The following is a 13,913-nucleotide window of genomic DNA, read 5'->3' on the forward strand; positions in this document are numbered from 1 at the left end:
TCCCATGAACAACAAGCCGGTTCGTCCCGTCCTCGTGGTGATAGCCCACGGCAGCCGCGACCCGCGGCACGCGGCGACCGTGCACGCCCTGGTGCGGCGGGTACGGTCGCTGCGGCCCGGGCTGCGTGTGGAGACCGGCTTCCTGGACTTCAACGTTCCCTCCGTGCAGGGGGTGTTGGAGTCCCTCGCGGCGGAAGGCGTACGTGACGTGGTGGCCCTTCCGCTGCTGCTGACCCGCGCGTTCCACGCCAAGGCGGACATCCCCGCCGTACTGCGGGACGCGCCGCCGCGGCTGCGCATCCGGCAGGCGGAGGTGCTCGGCCCGTCGCCGCTGCTGCTGTCGACGCTCGAACGCCGGCTGTACGAGGCGGGGTTGACGCCGGCCGACAAGCCGTCGACCGGTGTGGTGCTGGCCTCGGCGGGCTCCACCGACCCGGAGGCGATCGCCGTGATCGACGGCCTCGCGCGGGAGTGGCGGCGCACCGGCTGGCGCGCCGTGCGGCCCGCGTTCGCCTCCGCCGCCCTCCCCCGCACAGAGGACGCGGTCCGCGAACTGCGGGCGCTCGGCTGCTCCCGTGTCGCCGTCGCGCCCTACGTCCTGGCCCCGGGCTTCCTCCCGGACCGCATCGCCCGGGGCGCGGCCGACGCGGACGTGGTCGCCGACGTACTCGGTGCGGCGCCGGAGGTGGCGCGGGTACTGCTCCGGCGCTACGACGCGGCGCGGGCGCCGGTGCTCGCGGCGGTCGGCGCCTGACGGTACGGCCCGTCAGCGGGCCCACGTCCGCGCGTCCCCGACGATCGGGGGGTCCAGCGACGGGTGTGTCGAAGCCGTCCTTCGGCTCTTCGGGTCGGGGGCGACTACGGGCCGAGGGTTGCCCCGGCCGGGCGCGGGTCCCGTCCACTGGCCGCGAGGGCGCGCTCGAACGTGGGGGCGTCGGCCGGCACGGGTACCGGGGCGGCGAAACCGTCGTACTGGCGGTAGAGGTCGCCGTGTGTCTCGACCACGTCGAGGACGAGGCGGGCCGCGCCTTCCGACACGTGGAACTCCTGGCCGGTGGACGTGGCGACGTCCCAGCCGTGCACCGCGAGTTCCTTGATGATCATCGAGAGGAGTTCGGCGGCGGGCATCGACGCCATGCCCAGGTCCACCTCGCCCTCCCACGCCCCGGGGTCCGCCCAGGCCGCGACCGCGCGGTCCAGCTGGGCCGCGTAGGCCTCGGCCCAGTCCGGGTCGGCGGTGAAGTCCCGGGCCGTGAGTTCCTCGGACAGCTGCCTGCGCAGGGCCCGGTGTTCCAGGCCGTGCGAGGTGTACAGGACCCAGTGGTTGACGAGGGCGCGGACGTCCCAGTCGGGGCAGTGGGTCGGGTCGCCGAGCTGTGCCGCCGTGACACCGCGGGCGACGCGCGCCGCCTCGGCGGCGCATTCGGTCAGATACGGGTACAGGTCGTCCTTGTTCATGCCCTCACGCTAGGGAGGCCGCCGCTCAGGACTCTTGAAGAAACGCGACAGCCTCGTCGGCCAGCCGCAGCAGTTCGTCCACCGGCATCGAGCCGGCCGGCCGCCGCTCCCGCGCGAAGGTGTTCGCGAGGTGCTGCAACAGCTCGTTCAGCGGGGTCGGTACGCCGTGCAGGCGACCGAGGAGGACGATCTCGCCGTTGAGGTGGTCGGCCTCGATCGTGCCGGTGCCGCGGACCAGGGACTGCCAGGAGGAGCCCCCGCCGCGTGCCGGGCCGTCCGGCGGGACCAGCGTGACCTTGTCCCCGCGCGCCGCCCGCTGCTCCTCGGCGCTCGCGTACGCGATCCCGGCAGCGGCGAGCACGGCCTCGCCCTCCGCCCGCACCCGCGCGTTCAGCGCCGCCGCCTCCTCGCCGTCGACCGGCCCGGTCACGGCCTCGACGGCGTTGCCCAGGTTGGACAGCAGCTTGGCGTACTGCCAGCGCTGCACGTCCGGCACGACCGGCGCCTCGAACCTCGACTTCTCCAGGTCGGCGGCGATCAGCCGGGCGGTCTCGTCCGTGCCGCCGGGGGTACGGCCGAGGTGGAGGATGCCGGTGAGCGGGGTGCCCGTGGCACTGACGGCGCCCGGTTCGAGGTAGGTCGCGGGCAGCCAGACGCAGACGCCGTACACCCGCCGGAAGCGGCGCAGGGCCAGACGTGCGCTCTCCACGCCGTTCTGCGCGCACAGCAGCGGCAGCCGCTCGGCGGCGATGCCCCCGCCCTCGACCGGCGCCGGCCCCCACGCCTGGAGGGCGGCCTCGCTGTCCTGCGTCTTGACGGCGAGGACGAGGACGTCGTCGCTCCGCAACGTCCCGAGCGCGCCCGGTCCGTCGACCGTCGGCAGTCGGTGGGTGAACTCCCCGTCGGGCACGGTCAGCCGCAGTCCGCCGTCCCGCAGCGCCGCGTACTGGGCGCCGCGCGCGACCAGGACGACCTCGTGGCCCGAGCCCGCGAGCCGTCCGCCGATGGTGCCGCCGACCGCCCCTGCTCCGATGATGATGTAGCGCATGGGAGGAGCCTCCCACAGGCGTGTGTACGCGCCATCAAACGGGCCGGGTCATCTCCACGAGCTTCAGGACGGTGTTCCAGTTGCGGCTGGTGGCGATCAGGCCCTTGGTGATCCGGGGCTTGGAGAGCTGTTCGGCGAGTTTGGAGCGGCCCAGGCCGTCGGGCGCGTACAGGTAGAGCGCGCGGTCGCCGAGCCTGAAGTCCTCCGGAAGGTGGGCGGCCCGGTCGATGCCCGCGAACCGCTCGGCGTCGACGGGCTCGGAGTAGTACGTGACGTGGAGCTGTCTGGGCTCCAGGTCGGCGGCCGGGAAGGGACACTCCTCGGCTATCGCCTTCAGGTAGACGTGGTCGCGCACGATGACGTCGACGGTGAAACCGAAGCGCTTCTCGATCGCCTGCCGGAGCTCGCCGGCCAGGGACTCCTCGTCGCCGTGGGCGCTCGCGAAGACGGCCTGGCCGCTCTGCAGGTAGGTGCGTACGTCGTCGTATTCCAGGGTCTGCATGACCGCGCGCAGTTCGGCCATGGGGACCTTCTTGTTGCCACCCACGTTGATCCCGCGCAACAGCGCCGCGTACGTCGTCGTCATCCACTCACCATAGAGCGGCCGGGGCCCGCGCCGGCGGACCGGGCACCCTGATCAGCGTCCCCGAGGCGGCCGGATAGATGTAAGGGGTCAGCGTCCTCCCCAGTGGTGAGAGGGCGGGGTCCGAGGGGATGAGCCGCGGCCCGGGCAGTTCGTCGGACAGCACGAGGAGATGGCTTTATCAGACCCATACCTTCGAAGTGGAAGTGGCGGCAGGGGGCTGTCACGGCACACAAGGGGGCAGGCCCGTCATGGGGAACGGCAATACGCGGGTACGGGGCATAGCTGCCCGAGCCGGCGGCTGGAGCGCTCGGCACCGCTGGGCGGCGGTCGGCATCTGGGTGCTGTTCGTCGTCCTGGCGATGGGACTCGGTTCGGCGGCGGGCCGGGTCGACGTCAAGGACAGCGACCAGCTGAAGGGCGAGACGCACACCGCGGCAAAGATCATCGAGGATGCCGGGATCGACGAGCCGGCCAGTGAGACGGTGCTGGTCCAGGCGAAGGGCGCGGGCGTCACCTCCTCCGACGCCGAGTTCAGGTCCGCCGTCACCGCGGTCGTGCGGGCGGTCGAGAAGACCGGCAAGGTCACGGACGTCACCTCGCCCTACGACACGAAGACGATCTCGAAGGACGGCCGCAGCGCGCTGGTGCAGTTCGACATGCGCGGCGAGGCGGACACCGCGGGCGAGCGGGTCGAGCCGGTGCTGAAGGCCGTCGAGGGGGTGCAGAAGGCGCACGGGTCGCTGCGGATCGAGGAGATCGGCGGCGCCAGCATGATGAAGACGTTCGACGACGCGTTCGGGGACGACTTCCAGAAGGCCGAGCTGTCCGCCGTACCGGTGGCCCTGGGCATTCTGCTCATCGCGTTCGGCGCGCTCGTGGCGGCACTGCTGCCGGTGGCCCTGGCGGTCACCGCGATCATGGCGACGATGGGCCTGATGGGCGTCGTCAGCCATGTGATGCCGATGAGTGACACCGCGAACTCCGTGATGCTCCTGGTCGGTCTGGCCGTCGGTGTCGACTACTGCCTGTTCTACCTGCGCCGCGAGCGTGAGGAGCGCGAGGCGGGCCGGGACCCGCAGACGGCGCTGCGGATCGCCGCCGCGACCAGTGGCCGTGCGATCGTCGTCTCCGGTGTCACGGTGTGCGTGGCGATGGCCGGCATGCTGTTCACCGGGCTCGCCGAGTTCGAGGCGATGGGCCTGGCCTCGCTGATGGTCGTGGCGGTCGCCATGGTCGGATCGGTGACCGTGCTGCCGGCGCTGCTCTCGCTGCTGGGCGAGCGGGTCGAGCGGGGTCGCCTGCCGTTCCTCAAGCGGCGCCGGAAGGCCACCACGGAGAGCAGGTTCTGGACGGCCGTCCTCAAGGGCGTCCTCGCCAAGCCCCTGGTCTCCGTCCTGGTGGCGGCCGGCGCGCTGCTGGCGATCGCCGCTCCCGCGGTCGGTATGAAGACCCAGAACCTCACGCTGGACCAGGAGTTCGGCAACTCGCTGCCCATCGTGGGCACCTACAACCGTGTCAACGACGCCTTCCCGGGCGGCTCCGAGCCGGCCGAGGTGGTCGTCAGCGCGAAGGACATCAACGCACCCGAGGTGAAGTCCGCGCTCGCCGACTTCCGTGACCGGGCGATCAGTTCGGGCGCCTCGCGCGGACCGGTCGAGATCAAGCTGCACGACGCGCAGAACATCGCCTTCGTGTACGTCCCGCTGGTCGGCGGCTCCGACCTGGACAAGGCGGGCGCGAGCCTGGAGAAACTGCGCGACGAGGTACGGCCGGCCACCCTCGGCACGGTCGACGGCGTCGAGGCCCCGATCACCGGACAGGTGGCCGGTTCGCAGGACTTCAACGACCAGCTGGCCGGAGCCGTCGTCCCGGTGTTCGCGTTCGTCGTGGTCTTCGCCTTCCTGTTGATGCTGCTCTCGTTCCGCTCGCTGACGATCGCGATCACCTCGATCGTGCTCAACCTGCTGTCGGTGGGCGCGGCGTACGGCATCCTCGTCGCCGTCTTCCAGCACGGCTGGGGCGCGTCCCTGGTGGGCGCGGAGGGCGTCGGCGCCATCATCACCTGGCTGCCGCTGTTCCTCTTCGTGATCCTGTTCGGCCTGTCGATGGACTACCACGTGTTCGTGGTCTCGCGGATCCGTGAGGCGCGCCTGCGGGGCCGTACGACGAACGACGCGATCCAGCACGGGGTGGTCACCACGGCAGGTGTGGTCACCAGCGCCGCGGTCATCATGGTCGCCGTGTTCGCGATCTTCGGGACGCTGTCCATGCAGTCCATGAAGCAGATGGGTGTCGGCCTCGCGGCCGCGGTGCTCATCGACGCGACGATCATCCGGGGCGTGCTGCTCCCGGCGGTGATGGCGCTGCTCGGCGAGCGCAACTGGTACCTGCCGAAGTGGCTGCACCGGCTGCCGGACCTGACGCACGACGAGGCGCCGGAGGCCATCGCGCCCACGGTACGGAACGACGAGGGTGAGCCGCTGAAGGTCTGATCCCGCCCGCGGGCCGGAGGGACGCGTCCGCGTCCCTCCCCTGAACTGAGGGCCCGTTGGTCTCCGGGGGAGCCAACGGGCCCTCTCTCATGCCCGCTCCGGCCGCCGATCGGGCAGTTCGGCCTCGATGAGGTCGGCCGCCCGCGCGGTACCGCCCTCGCGGGCCATCGCCGCCTGGACGTCCCTGAGCCGCCGGGCCACCTCCGGGTCGTCGACGAGGGCGAGGGCGGCCGCGCGCAGCGTCTCGGCGGTCGCCTCCGCCGTGGGCAGGTGCCGGGCCACTCCGAGGCCCTGGAGCATGTCCGCGTTGCCGAACTGGTCGACGGCCTGTGGTACGGCGACCATGGGGGTGGCGGTGGCCAGGCCCTCCTGACTGCCGCCGGCGCCGGCGTGGGTGACGAAGAGGTCGGCCTGCCGGAGGACCGCCAACTGCGGGACCCAGGAGTGGACTTCGACGTTCGCCGGTACGTCACCCAGCTCGGCGGGGTGAACGTGCTTGCCGATCTGCAGCACCAGGTGCCAGCCCGGCAGGCCGGCGAACGCCTCGACGCACGCGCGGTAGAAACCCGGCTGCCTGGTGAAGGCCGACCCGAGCGACACGAGGACCACCTTCGCGGCGGTGGCGGGGCGCTTCCACTCCCCCTGGGACGCACGGTCCCCCTGACAGGCGCCGACGAAACGGTGGACGCTCTCGTCGACCCGGTCGGCGTGCGGCTGGAGCGCTCCGGGGATCAGCACGATCGAGCGGTCGGGGCGGCCGGCGAACTCGTCCGGGTGCCGGGTGATCCCGTTCTCCTCCAGCCAGGCGTGGAAGCGGGCGTAGTAGGCGCGGCCGCGCTCGGTCTTCCGGGGCTCCGCCCACATCGGCTCGGCGACCTCCTCCTCGTAGCCCTCCCAGGCGACGAGGTTCGGCGACAGGGAGACCGCGGGCACGCCCCAGCGGTGCGCCAGCACGCGGGCCGGGTAGGAGGCGATGTCGTGCAGCACGAGGTCCGGTTCGTCCCCCTCGTACGCCGTGACGAGCTGTGGCAGCGCCTGGATCGCGTCGGCCAGGAACGGCTCCACGTTGTCCAGCAGCGTGCTGCCCCAGGCCTCCGGGTCGTCGTCGGGCCCGGGCAGCGTGGAGTGCCAGGTCTTCACCTCGGCTCCGGTCCGGGCGACCTCGGCCGCGAACACCGGCGGGATCGCGTACGTCACCCGGTGGCCGCGCGCCACCAGTTCGCGGATCACTTCGAGGCTCGGGTTCACATGGCCGTGGGCGGCGATGGAGAACATGGCGATGTGGGCGGGGCGACTGGTCATGACACCGACGCTAGGCAAGACGATACGTCTCGTGCAACCGAATAGGTGCGATCAGGAGTCCGGACAGTCCTCGCCGGAACCCTCGACGCTCCGGCCGAGGGCGTTCGTCACCGTGACGGTCACGGTCGCCGCCGCGGTCGCCGGCCCGGTCGCCGCCTCGGCGGTGCGTTGCGCCTCGACGGCCGTACAGACCAGCTGCGCCACCGCCAGACGGTTCAACTCCTTCACGACCGCGGGGAGTTCGACCGACACCGCGTCGCCCTTCGTGGTCACCTTCACGGCGGCCGAATCCCGCCCCTCGTCGGGATCGGCCGTGGCGGATTCGGCGGGAGAGGTCGTGCCGGGCGCGGGACTCGGGGCGGTCGTCGCGGCGGAGATGGGTGGTGGTAGCAGCGTGACCAGGCGTTTCGTGCTTTCCGCGCGCGTCGGGCCCAGCAGCAGCTGCTCCACGGCGGCCCGGACCTCGACGGGCGCGTCGATCCTGCGGGCGACGGCGACCAGGGAACCGTCCCTGACGAAGTAGACCCGTACCGTCGGCACGATCCCCTCGGCCGGTCCCCCCGCCTCCACCACCCCGGTCGCGGGAATGCCACAGGAGACCAGCCCGCACAGCGCCACGGCGCACAGCAGCGCCCCTCGGCGCGGGGTCCTCACGACCGGCCCTCCCGCTGCGGCTCGTCCCGCCGCAGCGGGAGTTCCACGGTGAACACGGCGCCGCCCTCCGGCCGGTTCGCGGCCCGGACCGTGCCGCCGTGGATACGGATGTTCTCCTCGGCGATCGCCAGCCCCAGTCCGCTTCCCTCGGTCCGGGTCCGGGCGGTGTCCGACTTGTAGAAGCGCTCGAAGACATGGGGCAGTACGCCGGCCGGGATGCCGGGTCCGCTGTCCAGCACCTCGATGACCGCCCGCCGGCCGGCGCCGGGCCCCTCGTCCTCGTACAGGCGCACCAGCACCGGCTGGGCGCCGTGCCGCAGGGCGTTGCCGACCAGGTTCGCCACGGCGACGTCGAGGCGGCGCGGGTCGACGCGGCCGCGCAGCGCGTCGGGCTCCGGCAGCCGGGCCTCGACCGTGTCCGTCCAGGCGCGGGAGGCGAGCGTACGGCGGAGGGACTCGGCGAGGTCGATCTCGTCGAGGTGCAGCACCGCGGCGCCCGCGTCGAAGCGGGAGATCTCCATCAGGTCGTCCACCAGACGGGCCAGCTTCACGGTCTCCTCGCTGATCAGCCGGACCGCCGTCGCGGTGTCGGGGTCGAGACGGGCGGCCTCCTCGTCCAGGACGTCGGTGACCGCCGCCATGGCGGCCAGCGGGGTGCGCAGCTCGTGCGAGACGTCCGCGGCGAAACGGCGGGCCCTGACCTCCATGCCGCGCAGTTCGGCCACCGACTCCTCCAGGGCGGCGGCCGTCTCGTTGAACGTGTGCGACAACTCGGCCAGTTCGTCGGAGCCGTTGACGGCGAGCCGGGTGTCCAGCCGGCCCTCGGCGATGTTGCGGGTCGCGGACCGCAACGCGCGCACCGGCCGCAGCACGCCCCGAGCGGCGAGCAGCGCGAGCAGCACGGCGAGGAGCAGGGCGGGCACGGCGGCCCGCCACACCGCCTCCACCAGGGCGTCGACGTAGGCCAGTTCGGTGGTCTGCGGCACGGTCAGGAACACCCGGACCCCGGAGACGGGCCGGCCCGCCTCCGCGGGAGCGATGTAGATGACCGACATCCCGACGACGAGTGAGGTGTGGTCCGCGCTGGTCACCCGCTGGAAGACGGTCGCCGGACTGGAGCCCACGGCCTCCCGCAGGGCGGGCGTCAGCTCCTCGAACGGGTCGTCCGGGACGGACGTGGCGCTCAGTTCACGGTACGCGGCCAGCACGCGCCAGGTGCCCGACGGCTCCCCTTTGGCCACGTCGGCCGCGAAGCGGCGCAGCTCCGCCCGGCCCGGCGGGAACGCGAGGCCGGAGGCGAGCCGTGACACCTGGGTGCGCAGCAGCTTGATCACGGCGTCCTGGCTCTGCTGGAGCACCCCGGTGCGCGCCTCCCGGAAGGTCAGCGCACCGGTGGTGGTGGCGGTCAGCGCGGCGACGAGCGCGAACGCCACCACCAACCGCATGCGCAGGCCGCGTAGTTGCGGGACCCTGACCCGGGGTCTCAGGCCCTTCACCGGGACGTGAACCGGTAGCCGAAGCCGCGCACGGTCTGGATGTAGCGGGGCTCCCGCGGGGGCTCGCCCAGCTTGCCGCGCAGCCGTTTGACGCAGGCGTCCACCAGGCGGGCGTCGCCGTGGAAGCTGTGCTCCCAGACCGCTTCGAGGAGTTGTTGCCGGCTGAACACCTGGCCGGGTGAGGCGGACAGGGTCAGCAGCAGCCGTAGTTCGGACGGGGCGAGGGGGACCGGGGCCCCCTGCCAGGCGACCGCGAGGCCGGCCCGGTCGATGGCCAGGTCGCCGTGCGTGTCGATCTTCGGTATGCCGGCGTCGGCGGGTACTCCGGCCGCCCGGCGCAGGACGGCGCGGATACGGGCCTCCAGCACTCGCGCCCGCACCGGCTTGACCACGTAGTCGTCGGCTCCCGCCTCCAGGCCGACAACGATGTCCTCGTCGTCGCCGCGCGCGGTCGCCATGATGATCGGCAGCGTCTGGTCCAGCGCGCGCATCCCGCGGCACACGTCGAGGCCGGTCATGCCGGGCAGCATCAGGTCCAGCACCACGACGTCCGGCCGGAAGGAGCGCAGCCGGTTCATCCCGTCCTCGCCGGTTTCGGCGGCGGCGACCTCATGGCCCTGACGGCGCAGCGCGAGCGTCACACCGTCCCGCACGGCACGGTCGTCTTCGATCAGCAGAACACGTGGCATGCGCTCAGTATCCGTACGCCTCACGCCGCCCGGGGCACTGTTACCGGATGATCATATGGCCGCGGCACGCCGGGGCGGCACGCACCCTGGCCCAGGAGCCGTTACCGATTCGTGACCGCTTGAGCCAAGTGCGATCACATCACGCTCACATTCTGATCAACCATGACCGCACATCGATCAAAGTCCTCCCCGGCCCGCCGCCGTCGGAGGGGCCCCGTCCACGGTCCCGCGCGCGGCCGGAGAGGGCCGCTGTGGGGAGGGCTGGCCGCGCTGACCGTCCTGAGCGCCGTCGGTTTCGCGGCCGTGGGGTGGACGTCCGGGGGCGGTGCGGGCAAGGCCGCGGCCGGAGCGGCCGCCTCCGACGGCACCGCGGCGGGCGGGGCCGGGCCAGGGGCCCACTCCACCGGGCGCCCCACGCCCACCGGATCCGCGTCGGCCGGTCCGTCCCCCGGCCGGCCGACGCACAGCCCCTCCGCCCCACCCAGCACGTCCGGCGACCCCTCCCGCCCCTCGGAGAAGGACATCCCGACCTCGGGACCCGGCACCTTCACCACCGCGTCCGGCTCCAGCGCCAAGGTGGGCAAGGGCCGGGTCCTGCGCTACCGGGTGGACGTCGAGGACGGCATCGACCTGTCCTCCGCGGACGTGGCCCGGCAGGTGGAGATCGTCCTGGGTGACTCACGCGGCTGGACGGCGGACGGCCACTCGGCGTTCCGGCGGGTCTCCAAGGGCGCCACCGACTTCGCCGTCCGGGTCGCGACACCCGCGACCGTGGACAAGATCTGCGGGCGGTACGGGCTGAACACCGGCGGCGAGGTCAACTGCAGCGTCGAGCAGAACGTCATGGTCAACCTCAAGCGCTGGGAACTGGCGACGCCCGTCTACGCCAAGGACGTCAGGGCCTACCGGGCGCTGATCATCAACCACGAGGTCGGTCACTTCCTCGGCCACGGCCACGTCGACTGCCCCGGCCCCGGGAAACCGGCCCCGGCGATGATGCAGCAGATCAAGGGCATGCACGGCTGTGCGCCCAACGTCTGGCCCTACGACGACAGGGGGCGGCTCCTGACCGGTCCCGCCGTGTCCTGAGCCCGCCCTCACCGCTGATACCGCGCCAGCACCAGGTTCCCGTCCTTCTCCAGGCGTTCGCGCAGGGTGTCGAGCCCGATCGCCCCGCTGTAGTACTCCTGGAACGCGGGCGTGGCGACCTTGTCCTTCCACTCCGGGTAGCCGCGGACGGACTGCGCGGGCGCCGGCCGCAGCCGGGCGGCGAGTGCGGTGCCGGTGGCCCAGCCGTCCTTCGTGGTGTGCAGGGCCGGGTCCCGGAGCGCCCGGGTGCCGGTGGGCAGCATCCAGTCGCCGAGGGCCAGCCGGACCATGTTCCTGGGCCGCAGCAGGAAGTCGACGAACTCGGCGGCCGCCTTCTTGTGCGGGCTGTCCTCGGCGACGGACAGGGTCTGCGGACTGACGCCCTGGGTGAGACCGTCGGCGCCGGCCGGAGCGGGCAGCACCTGCCAGTCGAACCCCTCCGGCGCCTGCTGGACGATCTGCTGGCGGTAGGAGAACCCGAGCGGGACCATCGCGTACCTGCCGCCGAAGAAGCCGGGCAGGGTGTCCGACCCGCCGCTGCCCAGCGTCGAGCCCGGTGCGCTGTGGTCGGTGCCGACCTGGTCGTGCACGGTGCGCGGCACCACCTCGTCGGCCGCCTCGAAGCGAACGGTCACCCTGCCGTCCGGGCCCCGGTGGAACAACTGCCCACCGGCCGACAGCGACAGGTTGAGCGTGGCGGAGACCGGCTCCTTGAGCGGCCAGGCCACCCCGTACCTGCCCGGGCCGCTCAGCTCCTTGGTGATCCGCCGGAACTCCGCCCAGCTCCACGGCTTTTCGGGAGTCGGGATCCGCACGCCCGACTTCCTCAGCCAGGTCGCGTTGGCGATCAGCACGCGCGGCTCCTGGAGGAACGGCACCCCGTAGATCCCGTCCCCGAAGGTGGCTGCCCGCCAACTGCGCTGCGGGATGTCCGCCTTGAGCCGCTCGGGCAGCAGCTCGCGCAGATCCGCGAGATAGCCGCCGTACGCGAAGTCGGCGAGGTCGTCCGAGGCGTCGTGGATGATGTCGGGCGCCTCACCGCCCTCGAAGGACGTCAGAAGCTGGTCGTGGACACTGTCCCAACTCCCCTGTACGTACTCGACCTTCACGCCCGGATGGGTGGCGTTCCACTCCCCCACCAGCTCCTTGTTGGCCCGGACGGACTCCTCCTGCCAGGCCAGGGACTGGAAACGGAGGGTGATCCGGCCGCCGGCCGCGTCATCGCCGGCGCCCGTGCAGCCCGCCGACAGCAGCGCCAGCACAAGCGCCAGGAGGTATCCGGTTCTGGTGCGCGTCATGCCTTCACCGCCCCGGTGAGCATGCCGCCCGTGATGCGCTTCTGGATGACCGCGAAGACGACCAGTGAGGGCAGCGTCGCGAGGAACGCCGCCGCGGCCAGGGGACCGAGGTCCGCCACGCCCTCCGCACCGATGAAGTGCGTGAGCACGACCGGCAGGGTCTGCTTCTCCGGCGTCTTGAGCAGCACCAGCGCGAAGAAGAACTCGTTCCACGCGGTGATGAACGCGAACAGCCCCGTCGCCACCAGTCCCGGCGCGAGCAGCGGCGCGGTCACCGAGACCAGCGTCCGCACCCGCCCGGCCCCGTCGACCGCCGCGGCCTCCTCCAACTCGGCCGGCACCGCCCGCACGTACCCCACGAGCATCCACAGGGCGAAGGGCAGCGCCCACACGACGTACACCATCACCAGCCCCGGCAGGGAGTTGATCAGCCGCAGGTTCTTCAGCACCAGGAACAACGGGATGATCACCAGGACCAGCGGGAACGCCTGGCTGACCACCACCCAGCCCGTCGCCACCCGGGCGAGCCCGGTGCGGTGGCGGGCCATGACGTACGCCAGCGGAGTCGCCACGAGTACGGCGATCAGGGCCGCCGCGAGGGCCGCGAGCAGGGAGTTGAGGGCGGCGTGCAGCAGTGGCTGTTCGTCGAAGGCCTGCCGGAAGTTGTCGAGCGTGGGGTGCCGCGGAATCCAGGTGGGGTGCAGACTGCCCAGTTCGCGCGGCGACTTGAACGCGGTGGAGACCAGCCACAGGAACGGGAAGGCGAGGAAGACGAGATACGCGAGCAGCGCCAGATACTGGCCGGCACGGGCCTGCCTGCTGGTCCTCATGTGTCGTCATCTCCCCTGAGCCGGCCCACCAGGAACAGGGCGAGCAGTACCGAGATCACCGCGACCATGACGCATCCCATCGCCGCCGCGTACCCGAACTGGCCGTAGCGGAAGGCCTCCTCGTAGGCGAAGAGCATGGGCAGCCGGGTGCGGCCGCCGGGCCCGCCACTGGTCAGGACGTAGACCAGGGCGAACGAGTTGACGTTCCAGATGAAGTTGAGCGCGGTGATCGACAGGGCGACCGGTCTGAGGGCGGGCCAGGTGACCGTGCGGAAGCGGCGCCAGGCACCCGCGCCGTCCATCGCGGCCGCCTCGTGGAGCTCGCGCGGTGTGCCCTGCAGTCCGGCGAGCAGCGCGACCGTCGTCTGGGGCATGCCCGCCCACACCCCGACCACGATCACCGCGGGCAGCGCGGTCGCCAGACCGCTGAGCCAGTCCCGGCCGTCGCCGAGGCCGAGGCCGCGGAGGGTCTCGTTGAGGACGCCGGCGTCGGGGTTGTAGACCAGCCGCCACATGATGCCGACGACCACCTCGGGCATGGCCCACGGAATGATCGCGAGAGCGCGGGCCAGCCATCTCAGCCGCAGGTCCTCGTTGAGCAGCAGGGCGAGGCCGAGAGCCAGCAGGAACTGCGGCACGGTGACGCCGACGGCCCAGACCAGCCCGATCCGGAAGGACTCCCAGAACAGCGTGTCGTGCAGCAGGTCCCGGAAGTTGAGGGCGCCGATCCACCGCGTGGGCGCGGTGCGGCCGGACTGGGCGTCGGTGAACGCCAGCAGGATCCCGTAGAGCAGGGGCCCGACGCTCAGCAGGAGAATCGGGATCAGCGCGGGCAGCACCAGGAACCAGGCCCCGTGGCCGGGAGACCGCCGGTCCCCGTCGGCGCGTGGCGCGTCCGGCGCCGACCGCTTCGTCGCGGTCACCAGTGTCACGTGGTGTGCTCCTTCGCGCGGTTCGTGACGATCCGGGCC

Annotated in this window: 13 protein-coding genes; 3 read left to right on the top strand and 10 right to left on the bottom strand. The window is 72.2% G+C overall.

Features of this window, described 5'->3' with window-relative positions:
- The first annotated feature begins 4 nt into the window (after positions 1 to 4).
- Positions 5 to 754: a sirohydrochlorin chelatase gene (locus OG985_RS13070; RefSeq protein ID WP_371668478.1), complete on the top strand. Its 750-nt coding sequence runs from the start codon at positions 5 to 7 to the stop codon at positions 752 to 754.
- Positions 755 to 858: 104 nt separating this feature from the next.
- Here the strand turns inward: OG985_RS13070 and OG985_RS13075 are convergent, their stop codons facing one another.
- Genes OG985_RS13075 through OG985_RS13085 form a run of 3 tightly spaced genes read right to left on the bottom strand, consistent with a single transcriptional unit; the run spans position 859 to position 3,092 of the window.
- Positions 859 to 1,458, bottom strand: coding sequence for a TIGR03086 family metal-binding protein (locus tag OG985_RS13075; protein ID WP_371668479.1), 600 nt, complete (start codon positions 1,456 to 1,458; stop codon positions 859 to 861).
- Between the two features lie 25 nt (positions 1,459 to 1,483).
- Positions 1,484 to 2,506 carry a ketopantoate reductase family protein gene (locus OG985_RS13080; protein ID WP_371668480.1) on the bottom strand — a complete coding sequence of 341 codons (1,023 nt, stop codon included), beginning with the start codon at positions 2,504 to 2,506 and terminating at the stop codon, positions 1,484 to 1,486.
- Positions 2,507 to 2,540: 34 nt separating this feature from the next.
- Complete coding sequence (locus OG985_RS13085) at positions 2,541 to 3,092, bottom strand: DUF1697 domain-containing protein (protein WP_371668481.1); 552 nt, start codon at positions 3,090 to 3,092, stop codon at positions 2,541 to 2,543.
- A 248-nt stretch (positions 3,093 to 3,340) separates the two neighbouring features.
- Between OG985_RS13085 and OG985_RS13090 the strand changes: the two genes are divergently transcribed.
- Positions 3,341 to 5,584: an MMPL family transporter gene (locus OG985_RS13090; protein WP_371668482.1), complete on the top strand. Its 2,244-nt coding sequence runs from the start codon at positions 3,341 to 3,343 to the stop codon at positions 5,582 to 5,584.
- Between the two features lie 87 nt (positions 5,585 to 5,671).
- Here the strand turns inward: OG985_RS13090 and mgt are convergent, their stop codons facing one another.
- Genes mgt through OG985_RS13110 form a run of 4 tightly spaced genes read right to left on the bottom strand, consistent with a single transcriptional unit; the run spans position 5,672 to position 9,725 of the window.
- Complete coding sequence (gene mgt / locus OG985_RS13095; RefSeq protein ID WP_371668483.1) at positions 5,672 to 6,886, bottom strand: macrolide-inactivating glycosyltransferase; 1,215 nt, start codon at positions 6,884 to 6,886, stop codon at positions 5,672 to 5,674.
- 51 nt (positions 6,887 to 6,937) lie between these two features.
- Positions 6,938 to 7,540: a hypothetical protein gene (locus tag OG985_RS13100; protein WP_371668484.1), complete on the bottom strand. Its 603-nt coding sequence runs from the start codon at positions 7,538 to 7,540 to the stop codon at positions 6,938 to 6,940.
- Entirely contained in the window at positions 7,537 to 8,985 is a 1,449-nt protein-coding gene (locus OG985_RS13105; RefSeq protein ID WP_371668485.1) for a sensor histidine kinase, read from the bottom strand. Before OG985_RS13105 ends, OG985_RS13100 begins: the two co-directional genes overlap by 4 nt.
- Before the next feature lie 47 nt (positions 8,986 to 9,032).
- Positions 9,033 to 9,725: a response regulator transcription factor gene (locus OG985_RS13110; protein WP_371668486.1), complete on the bottom strand. Its 693-nt coding sequence runs from the start codon at positions 9,723 to 9,725 to the stop codon at positions 9,033 to 9,035.
- Between the two features lie 162 nt (positions 9,726 to 9,887).
- Between OG985_RS13110 and OG985_RS13115 the strand changes: the two genes are divergently transcribed.
- A complete protein-coding gene (locus OG985_RS13115) occupies positions 9,888 to 10,814 on the top strand; it encodes a DUF3152 domain-containing protein (protein ID WP_371668487.1) in 927 nt (308 codons plus the stop codon).
- Positions 10,815 to 10,822: 8 nt separating this feature from the next.
- Here OG985_RS13115 and OG985_RS13120 read toward each other — a convergent pair whose 3' ends face one another.
- From OG985_RS13120 to OG985_RS13130, 3 genes are read right to left on the bottom strand one after another with little or no spacing between them, the layout of a single operon-like run.
- The gene (locus OG985_RS13120; protein ID WP_371668488.1) at positions 10,823 to 12,112 is read right to left on the bottom strand and encodes an ABC transporter substrate-binding protein; all 1,290 of its coding nucleotides are present in this window, start codon (positions 12,110 to 12,112) and stop codon (positions 10,823 to 10,825) included.
- Positions 12,109 to 12,942, bottom strand: coding sequence for a carbohydrate ABC transporter permease (locus OG985_RS13125; protein WP_371668489.1), 834 nt, complete (start codon positions 12,940 to 12,942; stop codon positions 12,109 to 12,111). The genes OG985_RS13120 and OG985_RS13125 overlap by 4 nt, the downstream gene beginning before the upstream one ends.
- On the bottom strand, positions 12,939 to 13,874 hold the full coding sequence (locus OG985_RS13130) for a carbohydrate ABC transporter permease (protein WP_371668490.1): 936 nt from the start codon (positions 13,872 to 13,874) through the stop codon (positions 12,939 to 12,941). Before OG985_RS13130 ends, OG985_RS13125 begins: the two co-directional genes overlap by 4 nt.
- Positions 13,875 to 13,913 lie beyond the last annotated feature (39 nt).

This window comes from Streptomyces sp. NBC_00289 (genome assembly GCF_041435115.1).
Classification (GTDB): Bacteria; Actinomycetota; Actinomycetes; order Streptomycetales; family Streptomycetaceae; genus Streptomyces.